The organism is Microbacterium sp. zg-Y1090 (assembly GCF_030246945.1).
In the GTDB taxonomy this organism is placed as follows: Bacteria; Actinomycetota; Actinomycetes; order Actinomycetales; family Microbacteriaceae; genus Microbacterium; species Microbacterium wangruii.
The window spans coordinates 1253672-1270103 of sequence record NZ_CP126742.1; the positions used below are offsets into that span (position 1 = coordinate 1253672).

At 70.8% G+C, this 16432-nt stretch carries 18 protein-coding genes; 6 read left to right on the forward strand and 12 right to left on the reverse strand.

What is annotated here, in order from left to right; translation table 11 throughout:
* Positions 1–11: 11 nt before the first annotated feature.
* Complete coding sequence (phoH2, locus tag QNO26_RS05875; RefSeq protein ID WP_374679360.1) at positions 12–1364, forward strand: RNA 5'-3' helicase PhoH2; 1353 nt, start codon at positions 12–14, stop codon at positions 1362–1364.
* 171 nt (positions 1365–1535) lie between these two features.
* Here the strand turns inward: phoH2 and QNO26_RS05880 are convergent, their stop codons facing one another.
* From QNO26_RS05880 to xseA, 7 genes are read right to left on the reverse strand one after another with little or no spacing between them, the layout of a single operon-like run.
* Positions 1536–2189: a response regulator transcription factor gene (locus tag QNO26_RS05880; RefSeq protein WP_257531469.1), complete on the reverse strand. Its 654-nt coding sequence runs from the start codon at positions 2187–2189 to the stop codon at positions 1536–1538.
* Positions 2186–3193 (reverse strand): sensor histidine kinase, encoded by a 1008-nt coding sequence (locus QNO26_RS05885; protein ID WP_257638293.1) that lies wholly within the window; start codon positions 3191–3193, stop codon positions 2186–2188. The genes QNO26_RS05880 and QNO26_RS05885 overlap by 4 nt, the downstream gene beginning before the upstream one ends.
* A 10-nt stretch (positions 3194–3203) precedes the next feature.
* Positions 3204–4598 (reverse strand): class II fumarate hydratase, encoded by a 1395-nt coding sequence (locus QNO26_RS05890; protein WP_257638370.1) that lies wholly within the window; start codon positions 4596–4598, stop codon positions 3204–3206.
* A gap of 58 nt (positions 4599–4656) precedes the next feature.
* Positions 4657–5316, reverse strand: a complete 660-nt coding sequence (locus QNO26_RS05895; protein ID WP_257531465.1) for a carbonic anhydrase — start codon at positions 5314–5316, stop codon at positions 4657–4659.
* Entirely contained in the window at positions 5313–5945 is a 633-nt protein-coding gene (locus QNO26_RS05900) for a DUF4245 domain-containing protein (RefSeq protein ID WP_257638294.1), read from the reverse strand. The genes QNO26_RS05895 and QNO26_RS05900 overlap by 4 nt, the downstream gene beginning before the upstream one ends.
* On the reverse strand, positions 5945–6181 hold the full coding sequence (locus tag QNO26_RS05905) for an exodeoxyribonuclease VII small subunit (protein ID WP_374679361.1): 237 nt from the start codon (positions 6179–6181) through the stop codon (positions 5945–5947). Before QNO26_RS05905 ends, QNO26_RS05900 begins: the two co-directional genes overlap by 1 nt.
* A gap of 10 nt (positions 6182–6191) precedes the next feature.
* Positions 6192–7490: an exodeoxyribonuclease VII large subunit gene (xseA, locus tag QNO26_RS05910; RefSeq protein WP_257531459.1), complete on the reverse strand. Its 1299-nt coding sequence runs from the start codon at positions 7488–7490 to the stop codon at positions 6192–6194.
* A 124-nt stretch (positions 7491–7614) separates the two neighbouring features.
* Between xseA and QNO26_RS05915 the strand changes: the two genes are divergently transcribed.
* Together QNO26_RS05915 and QNO26_RS05920 are read left to right on the forward strand one after the other, a co-directional pair.
* A complete protein-coding gene (locus QNO26_RS05915) occupies positions 7615–8610 on the forward strand; it encodes a 4-hydroxy-3-methylbut-2-enyl diphosphate reductase (protein WP_257531758.1) in 996 nt (331 codons plus the stop codon).
* Positions 8607–9188 carry a DUF6264 family protein gene (locus tag QNO26_RS05920; protein WP_257531457.1) on the forward strand — a complete coding sequence of 194 codons (582 nt, stop codon included), beginning with the start codon at positions 8607–8609 and terminating at the stop codon, positions 9186–9188. The genes QNO26_RS05915 and QNO26_RS05920 overlap by 4 nt, the downstream gene beginning before the upstream one ends.
* Before the next feature lie 47 nt (positions 9189–9235).
* Here QNO26_RS05920 and QNO26_RS05925 read toward each other — a convergent pair whose 3' ends face one another.
* Together QNO26_RS05925 and fbaA are read right to left on the reverse strand one after the other, a co-directional pair.
* Positions 9236–10564, reverse strand: coding sequence for an HNH endonuclease signature motif containing protein (locus tag QNO26_RS05925; protein WP_257531455.1), 1329 nt, complete (start codon positions 10562–10564; stop codon positions 9236–9238).
* 110 nt (positions 10565–10674) lie between these two features.
* Positions 10675–11706 (reverse strand): class II fructose-bisphosphate aldolase, encoded by a 1032-nt coding sequence (fbaA, locus tag QNO26_RS05930; protein ID WP_257531453.1) that lies wholly within the window; start codon positions 11704–11706, stop codon positions 10675–10677.
* A gap of 184 nt (positions 11707–11890) precedes the next feature.
* Between fbaA and glpX the strand changes: the two genes are divergently transcribed.
* Positions 11891–12880 carry a class II fructose-bisphosphatase gene (gene glpX, locus QNO26_RS05935; protein ID WP_257531451.1) on the forward strand — a complete coding sequence of 330 codons (990 nt, stop codon included), beginning with the start codon at positions 11891–11893 and terminating at the stop codon, positions 12878–12880.
* Between the two features lie 118 nt (positions 12881–12998).
* Positions 12999–13199, forward strand: coding sequence for a UDP-N-acetylmuramyl pentapeptide phosphotransferase (locus QNO26_RS05940; protein WP_257531450.1), 201 nt, complete (start codon positions 12999–13001; stop codon positions 13197–13199).
* A gap of 10 nt (positions 13200–13209) precedes the next feature.
* Here the strand turns inward: QNO26_RS05940 and QNO26_RS05945 are convergent, their stop codons facing one another.
* Both QNO26_RS05945 and QNO26_RS05950 read right to left on the reverse strand, forming a co-directional pair.
* On the reverse strand, positions 13210–14487 hold the full coding sequence (locus tag QNO26_RS05945) for a DNA recombination protein RmuC (RefSeq protein WP_257531448.1): 1278 nt from the start codon (positions 14485–14487) through the stop codon (positions 13210–13212).
* A 67-nt stretch (positions 14488–14554) separates the two neighbouring features.
* Positions 14555–15175 carry an exonuclease domain-containing protein gene (locus QNO26_RS05950; RefSeq protein ID WP_257531446.1) on the reverse strand — a complete coding sequence of 207 codons (621 nt, stop codon included), beginning with the start codon at positions 15173–15175 and terminating at the stop codon, positions 14555–14557.
* Positions 15176–15267: 92 nt separating this feature from the next.
* Here QNO26_RS05950 and QNO26_RS05955 point away from each other — a divergent pair, with 92 nt between their 5' ends.
* Positions 15268–16014 (forward strand): class I SAM-dependent methyltransferase, encoded by a 747-nt coding sequence (locus QNO26_RS05955; RefSeq protein WP_257531443.1) that lies wholly within the window; start codon positions 15268–15270, stop codon positions 16012–16014.
* Between the two features lie 9 nt (positions 16015–16023).
* Here QNO26_RS05955 and QNO26_RS05960 read toward each other — a convergent pair whose 3' ends face one another.
* On the reverse strand, positions 16024–16419 hold the full coding sequence (locus QNO26_RS05960) for a hypothetical protein (RefSeq protein ID WP_257638296.1): 396 nt from the start codon (positions 16417–16419) through the stop codon (positions 16024–16026).
* Positions 16420–16432: the final 13 nt, after the last annotated feature.

The window sequence follows — 16432 nt, forward strand, 5'->3', positions numbered from 1 at the left end:
GGGAGTGGGTTGTGACCACACGAGCACCAGCCGCGCAGCAGGATTCGACCACACAGCACGACGGTGCCGATCAGGACCTGCGCACCTATGTGCTGGACACGTCGGTGCTGCTGAGCGATCCGCGCGCGTTCTTCCGCTTCGCGGAGCATTCCGTCGTGATCCCCGTCGTCGTCATCACCGAGTTGGAGGCCAAACGGCACGATCCGGAGATCGGCTACTTCGCACGCCAGGCGCTGCGTCACCTCGACGAGCTGCGCGTCGAGCACGGTCGCCTGGACTTCCCGGTGCCGGTGGGCACCGGCGGCACCCTGCAGGTCGAGCTGACCCACACCGACACGTCGGTGCTGCCGGCGGGGCTGCGGCTGGGCGACAACGACACCCGCATCCTCGCCGTCGCGATGCACATGGCGCAGAACGGGCAGGAGGTCACGGTGGTGTCCAAGGACCTGCCGATGCGGGTCAAGGCCGCCTCGCTCGGCATCCCCGCCGAGGAATACCTCGCCGAGCAGGCGATCGACTCCGGCTGGACCGGCATTGCGGAGGTCGCCGTCTCGGGCGACGACATGAGCGACCTGTACGAGAGCGAGGTGGGCTCGGCGGACACCGTACGGGGACTGCCGGTGAACACCGGGCTCATCATCCATTCCGAGCGGGGCTCGGCGCTGGGGCGGGTCACCGGCGAAGGTGGCTACCGGCTCGTCCGCGGCGACCGGGAGGTCTTCGGGCTGCACGGCCGCTCGGCCGAGCAGCGCATCGCCATCGACCTGCTGCTGGACCCGGACGTGGGGATCGTGTCGCTCGGCGGACGTGCCGGCACCGGCAAGTCCGCCCTGGCGCTGTGCGCAGGCCTCGAGGCGGTGCTCGAGCGCCAGCAGCAGAAGCGCATCGTGGTGTTCCGGCCGCTCTTCGCCGTGGGCGGTCAGGAGCTCGGCTACCTGCCCGGCGACGCGCAGGAGAAGATGAACCCGTGGGGTCAGGCGGTCTTCGACACGCTGGGATCCATCGTCTCGGGCAACGTCGTCGAGGAGGTCATCGCACGGGGCATGCTGGAGGTGCTGCCCCTCACCCACATCCGCGGGCGGTCGCTGCACGACGCGTTCGTCATCGTCGATGAGGCGCAGTCGCTCGAGCGCAACGTCCTGCTGACCGTGCTCAGCCGCATGGGTCAGAACTCGCGGGTCGTGCTCACCCACGACGTCGGGCAGCGAGACAACCTGCGCGTGGGCAGGCACGACGGCGTCGCCTCGGTGATCGAGACCCTCAAGGGCCACGGCCTGTTCGGTCACGTCACGCTGACGCGTTCGGAGCGTTCGGCGATCGCGGCGCTGGTCACCGACCTGCTCGAGGCGGCGGAACTGAGCTGAGTGCTGGGCCATGAGAACAATCTCATGGCCCAGCACTAACAATCCCCCGCCCCATGGGTGAACATAGGTGTACCGCCTAAGCGGCAGCGCGAAGACCCCCAGCTTCGCCCCACGAGAACCCCCGGAGCATTCAAGCCCGGGGGTTCTCGGCTTCCCTGAGAGGGCGCGCGGTCACTCCCAGCGGTAGCCGGAGCCGCGCACGGTGGTGATCAGGTGCGGACCGAACTTCGCCCGCAGGTAACGCACGTACACGTCGACCACGTTGGAGCCGGGATCGAAGTCGAGGCCCCAGACGCGGCTGAGCAGCGTCTCGCGGCTGAGGACCTCGCCGGCGTGGCGCAGGAACTGCTCCGCCAGGGCGAACTCGCGCGCCGACAGATCGACCTCGCGGTCCCCGATCGTCGCGCGCCGGGCGAGCACATCGAGCGTGACGTCGCCGTGCGTGATCACTCCGGTGGCGGCGGCGCTCTCCCGCAGCCGTGAGCGCACGCGGGCGAGCAGCTCGGCCACCACGAAGGGCTTGGAGACGTAGTCGTTCGCGCCGGCATCCAGCCCGTCGACGGTGTCGCGGGTTCCCGAGCGGGCGGTGAGGATGATCACCGGCACCGTGGAGCCGGTGGCGCGCAGACGGCGCAGCACCTCGATGCCGTCCATCCCGGGCAGGCCGACGTCCAGCAGCACCAGGTCGATGTCCTCGGCGACGGCGCGGGTGAGCGCATCCGGTCCGTTCTCGGCCACGTCGACCTCATGCCCCTCGGCCGTGAGTGCGCGCGTGACCAGCGCAGCGATGTGCGGTTCGTCGTCGACGACCAGGATGCGCGTCATGCGCTCGCCTCTCTCTGAAGCACCACGTCGCCGGCTCGCACCGGTGTGGGCGCGGGGGTCCCCGTTCCCAAAGGTACGGCCATCGTGAACGTCGCGCCGCCACCGGGCGTGTCGGCGACGGTGCAGTGGCCGCCGTGGGCGCGCGCGATGGTGTCCACGATGGCGAGTCCCAGCCCCGATCCGCCCACGGTGCGTTTGCCCGCAGCGCGGTCGAATCGCCGGAAGATGCGGTGCCGGAAGGCGGGCGGGATGCCGGGGCCGTGGTCGCGCACCCACAGCTGCGCACCGTCGGCGTGCAGCGCACTGCCGATCTCCACCGGGGTGCCTTCCGGGGTGTACTTCGCAGCGTTGTCGGCAAGCTGCAGCCATGCCTGCAGCAGTCGGTCGTGATCGGCGCGGATGCGTCCGGACGCGGTGTGCTCGACGCTCCACTGGTGGCCGGGGATCACCGAGACGAGCTCGCCGACCCGCTGGGTGAGGCTGGCCAGGTCGACGAAGGAGAACGAGTAGGAGTCTCCGTCGACCGCGGCGAGCAGGTCGATGTCGTTGACCAGTCGGGTCATGCGGTCGAGTTCCGCGATGCCGATGTCACGGACGCCCGCGACATCGGCTGCGTCATCGATGTCCATCATCTCGAGGTGCCCCCGGACGATGGTGATGGGCGTCTTCAGCTCGTGCCGCACGTCGTCCAGCAGTCGCCGCTGCGCCTCGAAGGACGCCTCCCAGCGCTCCGCCGGATCGCCTTCCGGCGGGGATGCCGGCACCGGCGTCGCGGCTGTGGGCTGCAGCGCCAGCCAGTAGGCCGCCGCGAGGGCGGACACGGCGAGCAGCGCCGCGAGCAGATACAGCCCGGCAGCGGGGAAAAGGATCGACAGTTCCACGCCGGCGGCGCCGAGCACCACCCCGGTCACGGCGCCGGCCATGACGAAGCCGGCCGCCGCGACGGCGAGGATGATGCCGACGATGCGTCGTTGGGTCGGCGCCTGCCGGGCGGTGCGATTCACCCTCTGATTATCAACCCGGGCGGGTCATCGACAGCAGGTCGAGTTTCTCATCGAGCTGCTCCTCGGTGATCTCGCCCCGCTCGACGTACCCGAGGCCGATGACGGCCTCGCGCACCGTGATGCCCTCGGCGACGGCGTGCTTGGCGATCTTGGCGGCGGCCTCGTAGCCGATGACCTTGTTCAGGGGCGTCACGATCGACGGCGACATACCGGCGAACGCGGCCGCTCGCTGCACGTTGGCCTCGAGTCCGTCGACCGTCTTGTCGGCCAGCACGCGCATGGCGTTGGACAGCAGTCGGATGGATTCCAGCAGCGCGGTGCCCATGACGGGGATCGCCACGTTCAGCTCGAAGGACCCCGATGCCCCGGCCCACGCCACGGTGGCGTCGTTTCCGATGACGCGAGCGCACACCATGAGCGTCGCCTCGGGGACGACGGGGTTGACCTTGCCTGGCATGATCGACGAGCCGGGCTGCAGGTCGGGGATGTGGAGTTCTCCGAGTCCCGTGTTGGGGCCGGAGCCCATCCAGCGCAGGTCGTTGTTGATCTTCGTCAGCGAGACCGCGATGGTGCGCAGGGCGCCGGAAGCCTCGACGAGCGCGTCGCGGTTGGCCTGCGCCTCGAAGTGGTCCAGTGCCTCGGTGATCGGCAGGCCCGTCTCGGCGGCGAGCAGGGCGATCACCTTCTGGGGGAAGCCCAGCGGGGTGTTGATGCCGGTGCCGACGGCGGTGCCGCCCAGCGGCACCTCTCCGACGCGGGGGAGCACGGCCTTCACGCGCTCGACACCCAGGCGGATCTGGCGGGCGTAGCCGCCGAACTCCTGGCCGAGGGTGACGGGCGTGGCATCCATCAGGTGGGTGCGGCCGGACTTGACGACGTCCTTCCACAGCTCGGCCTTGACCTCCAGCGCGGTGGCGAGGTGCTCGAGAGCGGGGATCAGGTCCTCGATGAGCGCCTGGGTGACGGCGATGTGCACGGAGGTGGGGAAGACGTCGTTGGAGGACTGCGACGCGTTGACGTGATCGTTCGGGTGCACCGGGGCCCCGAGCTTCTGCGTCGCGAGGGTCGCGAGCACCTCGTTCATGTTCATGTTGGAGCTGGTGCCCGACCCGGTCTGGTAGGTGTCGACCGGGAAGTGGGCGTCGAAGCGGCCGGTGACGACGTCGTCCGCGGCGGCGGCGATGGCATCGGCGATGCCGGCGTCGAGCGTGCCGAGCTCCTTGTTGGCGAGCGCCGCGGCCTTCTTGATGCGCGCCAGCGCGGCGATCTGGGTCGACTCGAGCCCGGTGCCGGAGATGGGGAAGTTCTCGACGGCGCGCTGGGTCTGCGCGGCGTACAGCGCATCCTTGGGCACGTGCACCTCGCCCATCGTGTCGCGCTCGATGCGGTACTCGGTCTCTGCCATGACGGTCACGTCCTCGTTTCCTTGCGGGTTTGCGGGGGTATGGGGGATGGGAAGGGGATCAGGCGTCGGTGACGTCGCCGACGATGACGTCGGCGACGGCGGTGCCCTCGGCGAGGCGATAGTTGGCACCGACGATCGCCACGCGACCCTCGGCCACGGCATCGCTGATGAGTTCGGAGGACTGCAGCAGTGCGGCGATGGTCTCGCGCAGGTGCTCACGGCCGACATGATCGGCATCCACCGTCTCGGGGGTGACGCCGGCAGCGGCCCCCTGGCGCAGCACGCGGCGCACCGCCGGCACGATCGGCGCGATCTGGCGCCACACGTGCACCGGCAGCGCCGGCGCATCGACGGAGGTGGATTCGATGGCCGCACGCACCGCGCCGCACGCGTCATGGCCGAGTACGACGACGAGCGGCACCTCCAGCACGGCGACGGCGTACTCGATGCTTCCGACGACCGATTCGGAGATCACCTGTCCGGCGTTGCGGATGACGAACAGGTCGCCCAGACCCTCGTCGAAGATGATCTCGGCAGCCAGGCGGGAATCGGAGCAGCCGAACAGCGCCGCGGTGGGGAACTGGGATCCGGCGGTCTCGTGCCGGCGCTCGACGTCCTGGCGCGGATGCCGCGGCTCGCCTGCGACGAAGCGGGCGTTGCCCCTGCGCATCTCGTCCCAGGCTTGCTGCGGCGTCGGGCGGAAGGCGGGAGCGGTCATGAGTCCTCCGCGCGCAGCGCGCGCACATCGTCGGAAAGGGCTTCGGCCACCGCGGTGGCGGTGGCTGCGTCGGTGGCGCCGTACACGAGGATCGTGTCGGTGCCGGCGGGGGTGCTGAGGGCATAGGAGATGTTGCCCGCGGTGGCGGGGTCGGAGACCTCGTACACGCTCCACTCGATGCCGTCGAGCGTCGTGGTGCCGGTGGAGCCGCTGCCGGAGAGTACCCGGGTCGGCCATGCCGCGTCGGCGTCGAAGCCCTGAGCGACGTTGACGAAGCCGCGCTCGGGGGCGTAGACGACGGTCCAGGCGCGCACGGACCCGTCGCCGTCGACCGATGCGCGGTTGACGGCCCAGTCGTCGGGGACCTCGGGGACGATCACGGTGCGCTCCAGGGCTGCGGAGGTGTCGGCGGCCACGGCGGCCACGTCGATCGGCTCGGGCGCGGGAAGCTCGCCGCGCGGCACGCCGAAGATGATGACCGCCACGACGGCGAGGGTCACCAGCAGCGCGGCGAGGAGGTTGCGGGTGTTGCGGCTCGCGCGGTGCACGCGGGAGGACTCCGCTTTGCGTGCGGCGGTCTCCTCGGGAGTCTCGGGACGACCGAGTTCGGCGACGATGCGGGCTGCCATCACGCGTCCCCGGAACCCTGGGCGTCCGCGCGCACGGCGTCGAGGCGGCGCTTGGCACCGAGGAGCCACTGCTCGCAGTGCGCCGCGAGGGCCTCACCGCGCATCCACAGCTCGAGCGACTGCTCGAGGGTGGGTGCGCCCTGCTCCAGCTCGGCCACGACGCGCACGAGTTCGTCGCGCGCCTGCTCGAACGAGAGTGCGGCGACGTCGGGGGCGTCGTCGCTGGCTTCGGTCATGTCGTCCATCCTAGTTCGCGCCTTCCGGGAGCCCTGCCGTGGGGGATTCGTCGACTTCCCCGGTGGACCTGGCGGTGAAGGACCCGCGACCCACCGTCACGGTCACCTCGGTGCCGTCGGGCGCCTGCGCCGCGTCGCGCACGATGACGCCGGCGTCGAGGTGGGCGATGGCGTAGCCGCGGGCGAGGGTCGCTGCGGGGGAGAGGGCGCGCAGCGACGCGCGCAGCTCGGCGGTGGTGCGCGCCGCGGCATCCGTTCGGCGAGCCATGATCTCGCGGCCCCGGGAGAGCTGGAACCACAGGTCCTGCGCGCGCGACTCGATCATCGTCTCCGGCGCGCGCAGCACGGGGCGGGAGCGCAGCTGCTGCAGCTGCGCGATGTCGTGGGAGATGCGCTGGGTCAGGCGCGTGCCGGCGCGGGAGCGCAACTGCCGCACCAGCGCGCGCTGCTCCGAGACGTCGGGGACGACGCGCTTGGCGGCGTCGGTGGGTGTGGAGGCGCGCAGGTCGGCGACGTCGTCGAGCAGCGGGTGGTCGTTCTCGTGGCCGATCGCGCTCACGACGGGGGTGGATGCCGCGGCCACGGCCCGCAGCAGCTTCTCGTCGCTGAACCCCAGCAGTGTCTGCGGGTCGCCGCCGCCGCGCGCGATGACGATGACGTCGACATCCGGGTCGGCGTCGAGCATGTTCAGCGCGGCGATCGTCTCGGGGACGCATCTGTCGCCCTGCACCGCGACGTGCACCGTGCGGAAGCTGACCGCCGGCCACCGCAGCTCGGCGTTGCGGTGCACGTCCTTCTCCGCATCGCTGCGTTCGCCGGTGATGAGCCCGATGCGATGCGGCAGGAACGGCAGCGGCTTCTTGCGGGACGCGTCGAAGAGGCCTTCGGCGCGCAGCTGGGCCCGCAGCCGCTCGAGCTTCTCGAGCTGCTCGCCGAGACCGACGTGCTTCATCGCCGAGACGATGAAGCTGAAGTCGCCGGTCTTGACGTAGAACTCGCTCTTGACGCACGCGACGACGTGATCGCCGGACTTGAGGTCGGCCGGCACCCTGTTGCGGGTCGACGACCACAGCCGGAACGAGATGGATGCGTCGGAGGAGAGATCCTTGAGGCGCCCGAAGACGTTGCCGCCGCGGACGTTCCACGACGTGATCTCGCCCTCGACCCACACCGCGCCCCACTTCTGCACGAAGTCGCGGATGGTCTCGTTCAACCGGGAGACCGAGGTCGGGGTCTCGGGAGAGGACGCGGAAGGATGCACGGCATCGGCCGGCGGCGTCTGCCCCGGCGCGGGTTGGAACGTCGTCATCTGCGTCTCCCTCGCGGCGACCGGCCTTCACACAGCCGCCGACTCATAGAATCGAGCTGTGAGCACTTCAGCCGTTCGACTGCCCGTGCCCCGCGTACCGGGGCGGCGCGGCCACCTCCAGGATATGCCGGTGGCTGGACACAAGCGGGTGCTCCTCGCTGCGCCCCGTGGATACTGCGCAGGGGTGGACCGGGCTGTCATCGCTGTGGAGAAGGCGCTGGAGCGGTTCGGCTCGCCGGTGTACGTGCGCAAGCAGATCGTCCACAACATCCACGTCGTCACCGAGCTCGAGGCGAAGGGCGCGATCTTCGTCGACGAGGTGGACGAGGTGCCGGAGGGCGCGCACGTGGTCTTCAGTGCGCACGGTGTGTCGCCCGCCGTGGTCTCGCAGGCAGCGGACCGCGGTCTGCAGGCCATCGACGCGACGTGCCCGCTGGTGACCAAGGTGCACCGCGAAGCGGTGCGGTTCGCCCGCGACGACTTCGAGATCCTGCTGATCGGGCACGATGGCCACGAAGAGGTCGAGGGGACCGCCGGTGAGGCGCCCGAACACGTGACGGTGGTCAACTCGCCCGCCGACGCGGACCTCGTCGAGGTGCGCGACCCGTCCAAGGTCGTGTGGCTGTCGCAGACGACGCTGTCGGTCGACGAGACGATGGAGACCGTGCGCCGTCTGCGTGAGCGCTTCCCGCAGCTGCAGGATCCGCCGTCGGACGACATCTGCTACGCGACCCAGAACCGTCAGGTGGCCATCAAGAAGGTCGCCGTGGGAGCGGACCTCGTGATCGTCGTCGGCTCGGCCAACTCGTCGAACAGCGTGCGGCTGGTGGAGGTGGCGCTGGAGTACGGCGCGAAGGCCGCCTACCGCGTGGACTACGCCCACGAGATCAAGCAGCAGTGGCTCGACGGCGTCGAGACGGTCGGCGTGACCAGCGGTGCATCGGTGCCCGAGGTGCTCGTCACCGAGGTGCTCGAGGATCTGGCCGGTGCCGGCTACCGCGACGTCGAGGAAGTGCGCACGGCGGAGGAGGACCTGCTGTTCTCCCTGCCGAAGGAGCTGCGTCACGACGCCTCCGGCAAGCGGGACGACCGTGCACTCGGCGGGCGGGGTCGCCCGTGAGCGACATCGATCCGCGCCCGCGGCCGCAGTATGGCGAGTACGCCACCCCGGAGGAGCAGCGGGCGCGCATCGCGCAACCGGATGCCACCGACGCGCTGTCGTCGGGCGTGGCGCCGCAGGCCGGGATGCACGACGCGTCGCAGCCGCGGGGAGGCTCTGCGCCGTTCCCCGCGGAGCCCGCGACGTCAGCGGTGGCACGGCCGACCCGCATGGCCGACCGGGTCATCACACTGGCGCTGCTGGCATACGGGCTCGTGACCGTGCTGGTGGCGGCGCCGCAGATGCTCGACGTGGGCGCCTTCGCGCAGACGATGTTCCAGACCCTCGGCGTCGACGCGCAGTTGGCCGACCCCGAATCCGGGCGCGGCTGGGGTGTGGCCGCGGCAACGGCTCTCGCCGGAGGCTGGGTGCTCACGGCCTGGCTGTCGTGGCGGAGCCTGGCGGCTCGGCGACTGACGTGGTGGATTCCGCTCGTCGGCGGCATCCTGTTCAACTTCGTCTCGGGCACGCTGATGGTGATCCCCATCATGAACGACCCGGCCGCTTGGGAAGCGCTGCAGCGCACCGTCTCAGGCTGATCCGACCGCTCGCCGCCCGTGTGGCGTGACAGCGCCGCGCACCGACATCAGAACGGCGGCGGATCGCAGGTCGGTGCGAACCGCACCGCCGTGACCGGCGTGTCCACGTAGCTCCGCCCGGTCGGACTCGTCCACTCGAGCACGCCACCGCCTCGCTGGCGCACCCGCCACGCGGAGGCGTGCTTGAGCGAGTGATGTCGCCTGCACAGGTGGGCGAGATTCTCTGCGCTGGTGGCGCCGCCGAGCGCCGCATCATGCGTGTGGTCGATATCGCACCGCCGTGCGGGCTGGCGACAGCCGGGGAAGCGGCAATGCTCGTCACGCACGCGCAGCACGCGGCGGAGGTTTTCGCTCGGCCGGTAGCGGTCGACGGCGAGGACGACACCGCTCACCGGGTGAGTCATCACGCGGTCCCAGCCGACGGCGTGGCCGGCGAGCCGTCGCGCCGTCTGCGCGTCGATCGGGCCGGAACCTGCCAGGCGCGCGCCTCCGTCGGTGCGGCCGGCGAGCGTGAGCACCGGCACACTCACCTGCACCTGTGCGCGGATGGCAGCCAGGCCGTCGCCGGAGGCGATCGGGCCGCCCCCGAGCGCCAGATCGCAGAGGACGTCGGCGCGGATCTGGTCGATCGTTCGGCGATCGTCATCCGTGGCGTCCGTGGCGTCCGTGGCGTCCGTGGCGTCCGTGGCACCCGCGGCGCGCTCGGCATCGTGGGTCGTGCGGCGGATGACGCCCGCCATCGTCGTCAGGCGATCGTGGATGCCGTGGGCGAGGACGGCGGGGAGCGTGGCGAGCAACTCAGCCATGCCGTCGCCGACGTCGCGCACGATCACCGCGCGGCGTGCACGTGCCGCACGATGGCGCGCTTCTCGATCACCGCGCTCCGCCTGCTCGGCGAGGGTGCCGAGGACCGCGCGCAGGCGGGCAGGGGTCTCAGCTTCTGCGAGCGCTACGGCCGAGGCCTCGAAGGCCGCCCGCTGGGCGTCGTCACCGATGCCCTGCCCGGCATCCACGATCGCGGACGCGTGAGCGGCCTCGATGCGTCCGTCGGCGAGGGCGGCATGGGTGGCAGGGAACCGCTGCGTGAGAGTCCAGGCCTCGGAGATGCGGCGCTGGACGGTGCGGTCGCCGGCGTGCAGGGCGGCACCGATCTCGGCGGCGACCGTGCGCAGCGCCATCTCGCGCTCGCGCTCGCGGAGGGGAAGTGAACCGGCGGCCTCGTCTGCGAGGTCGAAGGCCGCGGTGAGCAGCGACGCCTCGAGAGCGCGGAACCCGGCGATCGCCGATCGCACGCCGCCGAGTGCGGTCACGAGTGCGTGCAGCGCAGCGGTGTCGACCTCCGCCTGCGGGGCCTTGCGCGTCGTGTCCGTTGCCATGCGACCATTGTCGCGCGAACCTCGGACATTCGTTCGAATGTACGCGCTCCGTGCCGGCACGCAGAACGCCCCGACCACCAGGGCCGGGGCGTTCTCGCGTTGCGAAGGTGTCAGGCGCCGAGCGACTTGCCGTAGGAACCCAGCTGCTGGGTCGCCTCGACGACGCGGGTGGCCATCGCCGACTCGGCGACCTTGCCCCAGGCGCGGGGGTCGTAGGCCTTCTTGTTGCCGACCTCGCCGTCGATCTTGAGCACGCCGTCGTAGTTCTGGAACATGTACCCGGCGACGGCACGCGTGAAGGCGTACTGCGTGTCGGTGTCGATGTTCATCTTCACGACGCCGTTGGCGACGGCCAGGGCGATCTCCTCGGGCGTCGAGCCGCTGCCACCGTGGAACACCAGGTCGAGGGGCTTCTGGCCGGTGCCGAAGCGCGCGGCGATGCCTTCCTGGATCTCGCCGAGGAGTTCGGGCTTGAGCTTCACGTTGCCGGGCTTGTAGACGCCGTGCACGTTGCCGAAGGTGAGCGCGGCGATCCAGCGGCCCTGGTCGCCGAGACCGAGTGCCTCGACCACCTGGGCGACGTCGTTGGTCGTCGTGTACAGCGCGTCGTTGGTGCCCTCGTGCTTGACGCCGTCCTCCTCGCCGCCGACGACGCCGATCTCGACCTCGAGGATGGCGCTGATGGCCTTCATGCGGGGGAGCAGCGTCTGGGCGATCTCGATGTTCTCGGCGAGCGGCACCGCGGAGCCATCCCACATGTGGGACTGGAAGATCGGGTTGCGGCCGGCCCTGACCTCTTCTTCGGAGGCGGCGATCAGCGGCAGCAGGAAGTCGTCCAGCGCGGGCTTGGGGCAGTGGTCGGTGTGCAGGGCGACCGTGATCGGGTAGTTCTTCGCGACCTCGGTGACGAACTTGGCCATGGCGATGGCACCGGTGGCGCGGCCCTTGACGGTGTGGCCGGCGAAGTAGTCCGCGCCGCCCGTGGTGACCTGGATGATGCCGTCGGAGCCGGCTTCGGTGAGTCCCTGCAGCACGGCGTTGATGGACTGCGAGCTGGCGGCGTTGATCGCCGGGTATGCGAATCCGCCGGCCTTCGCACGGTCCAGCATTTCGGCATACTGCTCGGGGGTTGCGACGGGCATGTCAGCTCCTAAAGTCGGCGGTTGATCCTGCTTCACTCTAGCGAAGCGGGCCCACTCGGTCCCGGGGGTCGGCCGTGGCAAACGGCCGCGTGCACATAACGAGCCGGAAAGAACCGCGTTTCCTTCGCTCTCCGACAGCGCCATACCCGGGCGCGTCGGCACCGCGCGGCATAGGCTGTGCCCCATGGTGAGCCTGACCGCGGATATGAGTCCCCTGCACCCCGACCGCAACCTCGCTCTGGAGCTCGTGCGAGCGACCGAAGCGGCAGCGATCCGGTCGGTGCCGTTCATCGGCCGCGGGCAGAAGGAGCTCGCCGACGGGGCGGCCGTGGACGCGATGCGCGCGTTCCTGACCACCGTCAACTTCGACGGCACGATCGTGATCGGCGAGGGCGAGAAGGACAACGCGCCCATGCTGTTCAACGGCGAGCGTGTCGGGACCGGTCGCGGGCCGCAGTGCGATGTCGCGGTGGACCCCATCGACGGCACCTCGCTCACCGCCGCAGGTCGCAACAACGCGCTGTCGGTGCTGGCGGTCTCGGAGCACGGCACCATGCTCGACGCCTCCACCGTCTTCTACATGGACAAGCTGGTCACCGGGCCGGCCGGGGTGGGCGTCGTCGACATCCGCCTGCCGATCGGGGAGAACATCCGCCGGCTGGCGAAGGCGCTGGGCAAGCCCGTCGACGAGATCGTCGTGTCGGTGCTGCACCGCCCCCGTCACGACCGCCTCATCGAGGAGATCCGCGAGGCCGGCGCCGGCACCCGGCTGATGAGCGACGGCGACGTCGCCGGCGGGATCAACGCCGCACGCCACAACGCCCGCACCGACATGTGCGTGGGAATCGGCGGCAGCCCGGAGGGCATCGTCACCGCGTGCGCGATCAAGGCGCTGGGCGGTCACATCCAGGGGCGGCTGTGGCCGCGGGACGACGACGAGAAGCAGCTGGGTCTGGATGCCGGGCTCAAGGTCGACGGCGAGGTGTACGAGGCCGACGACCTGGTGACCGGGACGAACACGATCTTCGTCGCGACCGGCGTCACCAACGGCGAGCTGGTGGCTGGTGTGCGCAGGGAAGGCGACCACATCTACACCGAGTCGGTCGTGCTGCGCGGCGCGTCCGGGACGCTCCGCCGCATCACGTCGGAGCACCTCACATCGAAGTGGCTCTGACCCCGAGGGCAGACGTGATGGGTCTGTGACCCTTCTCCCAGCGTTGCCTCTGGCACAATGGGGATCGGTGTCGACGGCGATGCACATCATCGCTTCCGAGTTCCGAGGGGATCCACACATGAGCACTCAGGTGAACGGCCCGAAGACCGGGCAGATGCCCGTGATCATCTCGACCGACCCCGCTCGACGCCCCGACGTCCTGTTCCGCCGCCGGACCCCTGAGGGTCATCAGGTGAGCGCGTGGTGGATGATCGGTGCCTTCCTCGGTGTGTCGGCTGCCGTCATCGGTCTCATGACCTTCTTCCCCGGCGGGCTCTGAGCCCGACCGCTCAGTCCTCCGCCACGCGGTCGCGCACCTCACCGACATCGGCGATGAGCGCCGGCTCGGCCTGATCGAACTCCGGCGCGGTCAGCCGACGCGGCGTGCTCTCGATCACTGCGGGCGCGGCGACCACATCGAGCTTGGTCTCGTCGATGCCGGGGAACCGCCGCGCGGTCACCAGCACCCTGCTCTCGAGGGAGCCCACGAGCTTGTTGTACGACTCCACGGTGCGTTCGATCGCCCGGCGCATGTCGTCGGCGTGGCCCGTCAGCGAGCCCAGGCGTTCATACAGCTGCGTGCCGAGGGCCAGCAGTTCCCTGGCCTCCTCGGAGACGTCCTGCTGCGTCCAGGTGTACGCGACGGTCTTGAGCACCGCCCACAGATTCACCGGTGACGCCAGGGCGACGCGCTTGCCGAAGGCGTGATCGAGCAGTGCCGGGTCCTGCGCGAGCGCGGCCGAGAGCAGCGATTCGCTCGGAACGAAGCAGATGACGAACTCGGGACTGGCATCCAGGCCTGCCCAGTACGCCTTCTTCGACAGGGCGTCCACGTGCGCGCGCACCGCCTTCACGTGCCGGTCCAGCAGGGCCTGTCGGCGTGCGCCCTCCTCGCCCTGAGCCGTCTCGGGGATGGCCGTCGCTTCGAGGTAGGAGTCGAGCGGCACCTTCGCATCGAGGGCCAGCGCTTTGCCCCCGGGGAGGCGGATGATCATGTCGGGCCGGCCGGCACCGGCATCCGAGGAGACGGAGGACTGCAGGTCGAAGTCGACGTAGCGGGTCAGGCCCGCGGACTCCACGATGCGGCGCAGCTGGGTTTCGCCCCACACGCCACGGGTGGCGTTGGAGCGCAACGCGCCGGCGAGCGACTCGGTGGTCGAGCGCAGTGCCTCGTCGGATTCCTGGGCGCGGCGCAGCTGCTCTGCCAGTGAGCCGTACTGCTGCTGCCGCTCGCGCTCGAGCTGCTCCACCTTGTGCTGCATCGACGACAGCGACTCCTGCACCGGCGCGAGGGCCCGCAGCACCGCCTGCTCACGGCGCTCGCGCTCCTCTCGGGCGGCCTGCTCGGCACGGGCCTGCAGCCCGAGGTCGCGCTGCAGGGCGCGCTGCTCGTCGAGCTGGCGGGCCAGGGTGTCACGTGCGGTCTCGGCCGCGGCGGCGCGGGCGGCGAGCTCGCCGCGATCCCTGCCCGCGCGCTCGGAGGCGCGCGCGGCGCCGGCGAACCAGCCGGCGCCGACACCGACGGCGAGGACCACGAGGATCAGCAGGGCGAGGGGGAGGGCGTCCATGATCCGAGGATGCCATCGGCCACCGACATCGCCGTGACGGCGCTCGGGCCGCAGGCTGAGGCGAGGCTCAGACGGCGAGGGCCACGGCATCCGCCGACAGAACCGCCGGCGCCGGCGCCGGAACCGCGATCTGACCCACCCGCAGCCCGAGGGTGGCAGCGAGGTCGGACACATCGTCGACCCCGGCGCGCGCGGCGGCGTCGATCATGATGTGCGCACACGCGAGGGCGTCGGCGGCGGCGTCGTGGTGCGCGAACTCCAGGAAGCCCACCGCCGTGGCCACCGACGGCAGCCGGTACGACGGCAGCTCGTAGGTCTTGCGCGCCACCTGCAGGCTGCAGACGTAGCGGTACGGCGGGCACACGTCGCCGGTGACCTCGCAGGCGCGTCGGAGCACCGTCATGTCGAAGCCGGCGTTGTGGGCCACGAGCACGTCGGAGCCGACGAAGGCGGCGATGTCATGCAGCTGCGCCGACCAGCTCTTGGCGTGGACGACGTCCTCGGCGCGGATGCCGTGGATGCCGACGTTCAGGTCGAAGAACCGGTCGTGCCCGGCGGGCGGCTGGATGAGCCAGCCCGCGGTGGCGACGACGACGCCGGCGCGCACGCGGGTGAGTCCCACGGCGCAGGCCGAAGCGCTGGAGGAGTTCGCCGTCTCGAAGTCGATCGCGGTGAAGTCCAGGGGCACCCCTCCACTCTCGGTCCGACCCACGCCGAGGCGCGGAGGGCACGCCGCGGCGACCCGGATCCGCCCCAGGGTGCCGTTTGTACAGTGGAAGCATGGCTGATCACGACTTCCTGGCGACATCGTTCGGCGGGGCGACCGGAGAGTACGAGGCCGGCCGCCCCGACTACCCCCTCGACGCGGTGCGGTGGCTGCTGCCGACCATCGACGGCAGGGCCGTGCGGGTCGTGGACGTGGGGGCGGGCACCGGCAAGCTGAGTCGCGGACTGCGCGATGCCGGCGCAGACGTCGTGGCCGTCGATCCCGATCCGGGGATGCTCGATGCGCTGCGCGCCACCAGCAGCGGCATTCCGGCCTTCGTCGGCCGCGGCGAGGACCTTCCGCTGCCCGACGACAGCGTGGATGCCGTGGTGTTCGGCCAGTCGTGGCACTGGGTGCGCCCTCCGGCGGCGTCCGCCGAGGCGGCGCGCGTGCTGCGCCCGGGCGGGGTGCTGGGCCTCATCTGGAACATCCGTGACGAGGCGGTGGAATGGGTGGCGCGCATGGGGTCGATCATGGACGGCAGCGCCGCCGAGCGGATGCTGGCGGCCGGTCACCCACCCGTGTCTTCACCCTTCGGCCCGCTCGAGGAGGAGACGTGGAGCTGGTCGCGCCCGATGACGCGTTTCGACCTGCGGGCGATGGCCTTCTCGCGCAGCCACGTCATCACGGCATCCGATGATGAGCGCGCCCGCATCGACGCCGAACTGGCCGACCTGTTCGACGACATCGGCGCGGTCGGCGATGAGGTCGTCGACGTGCCCTATCTGACCTACGCGTTCAGGGCCCGCGTCGCGGTGTGAGGTCTGGCGTCAGCGGCGGGGCGCCAGACGGCCGCGGCCGAAGGGCAGCACGGGCGCCCGGTAGACGAGCGGCGTGAGGGCATCCGCGGCGACGGTCGCCTCGGCCTGCCCGAATCGCCACAGTCGGTTGAAGAGGTACACCGCGATCACCGCGTGCGCCCCCGGGGGAACCTGCCAGGTGCCCACGCCCCACTGCGTCGGCTGACCGCGGCCGTCGATGACGAGCGTGGGTCGCAGCCCGGCGTACAGCGCCAGCTTCGGCCGCTGAATCGTGATCTCGAGCCGCCGTGCGAGGGCACCGCTGTCATCCGGTGCGGAGGCGGGTGCGGCGTCGGATATCGGGCTGACCATGCTCGACGGTATCCCGAACAGCGGCCGGGGAGTGAACCGGGCGAGGGGGCGCACGGTGGGAGGATGG

Coding starts and splice junctions, on each gene's coding strand:
- QNO26_RS05880 (WP_257531469.1), bottom strand. CDS start 2,189: ATGACGCGCATCCTGGTCGTCGACGACGAACCGCACATCGCTGCGCTG.
- QNO26_RS05905 (WP_374679361.1), bottom strand. CDS start 6,181: ATGACCGAAGCCAGCGACGACGCCCCCGACGTCGCCGCACTCTCGTTC.
- QNO26_RS05955 (WP_257531443.1), top strand. CDS start 15,268: ATGGCTGATCACGACTTCCTGGCGACATCGTTCGGCGGGGCGACCGGA.
- xseA (WP_257531459.1), bottom strand. CDS start 7,490: ATGACGACGTTCCAACCCGCGCCGGGGCAGACGCCGCCGGCCGATGCC.
- QNO26_RS05915 (WP_257531758.1), top strand. CDS start 7,615: ATGCCGGTGGCTGGACACAAGCGGGTGCTCCTCGCTGCGCCCCGTGGA.
- glpX (WP_257531451.1), top strand. CDS start 11,891: ATGGTGAGCCTGACCGCGGATATGAGTCCCCTGCACCCCGACCGCAAC.
- QNO26_RS05890 (WP_257638370.1), bottom strand. CDS start 4,598: ATGGCAGAGACCGAGTACCGCATCGAGCGCGACACGATGGGCGAGGTG.
- fbaA (WP_257531453.1), bottom strand. CDS start 11,706: ATGCCCGTCGCAACCCCCGAGCAGTATGCCGAAATGCTGGACCGTGCG.
- QNO26_RS05945 (WP_257531448.1), bottom strand. CDS start 14,487: ATGGACGCCCTCCCCCTCGCCCTGCTGATCCTCGTGGTCCTCGCCGTC.
- QNO26_RS05940 (WP_257531450.1), top strand. CDS start 12,999: ATGAGCACTCAGGTGAACGGCCCGAAGACCGGGCAGATGCCCGTGATC.
- QNO26_RS05925 (WP_257531455.1), bottom strand. CDS start 10,564: ATGGCAACGGACACGACGCGCAAGGCCCCGCAGGCGGAGGTCGACACC.
- QNO26_RS05900 (WP_257638294.1), bottom strand. CDS start 5,945: ATGGCAGCCCGCATCGTCGCCGAACTCGGTCGTCCCGAGACTCCCGAG.
- QNO26_RS05895 (WP_257531465.1), bottom strand. CDS start 5,316: ATGACCGCTCCCGCCTTCCGCCCGACGCCGCAGCAAGCCTGGGACGAG.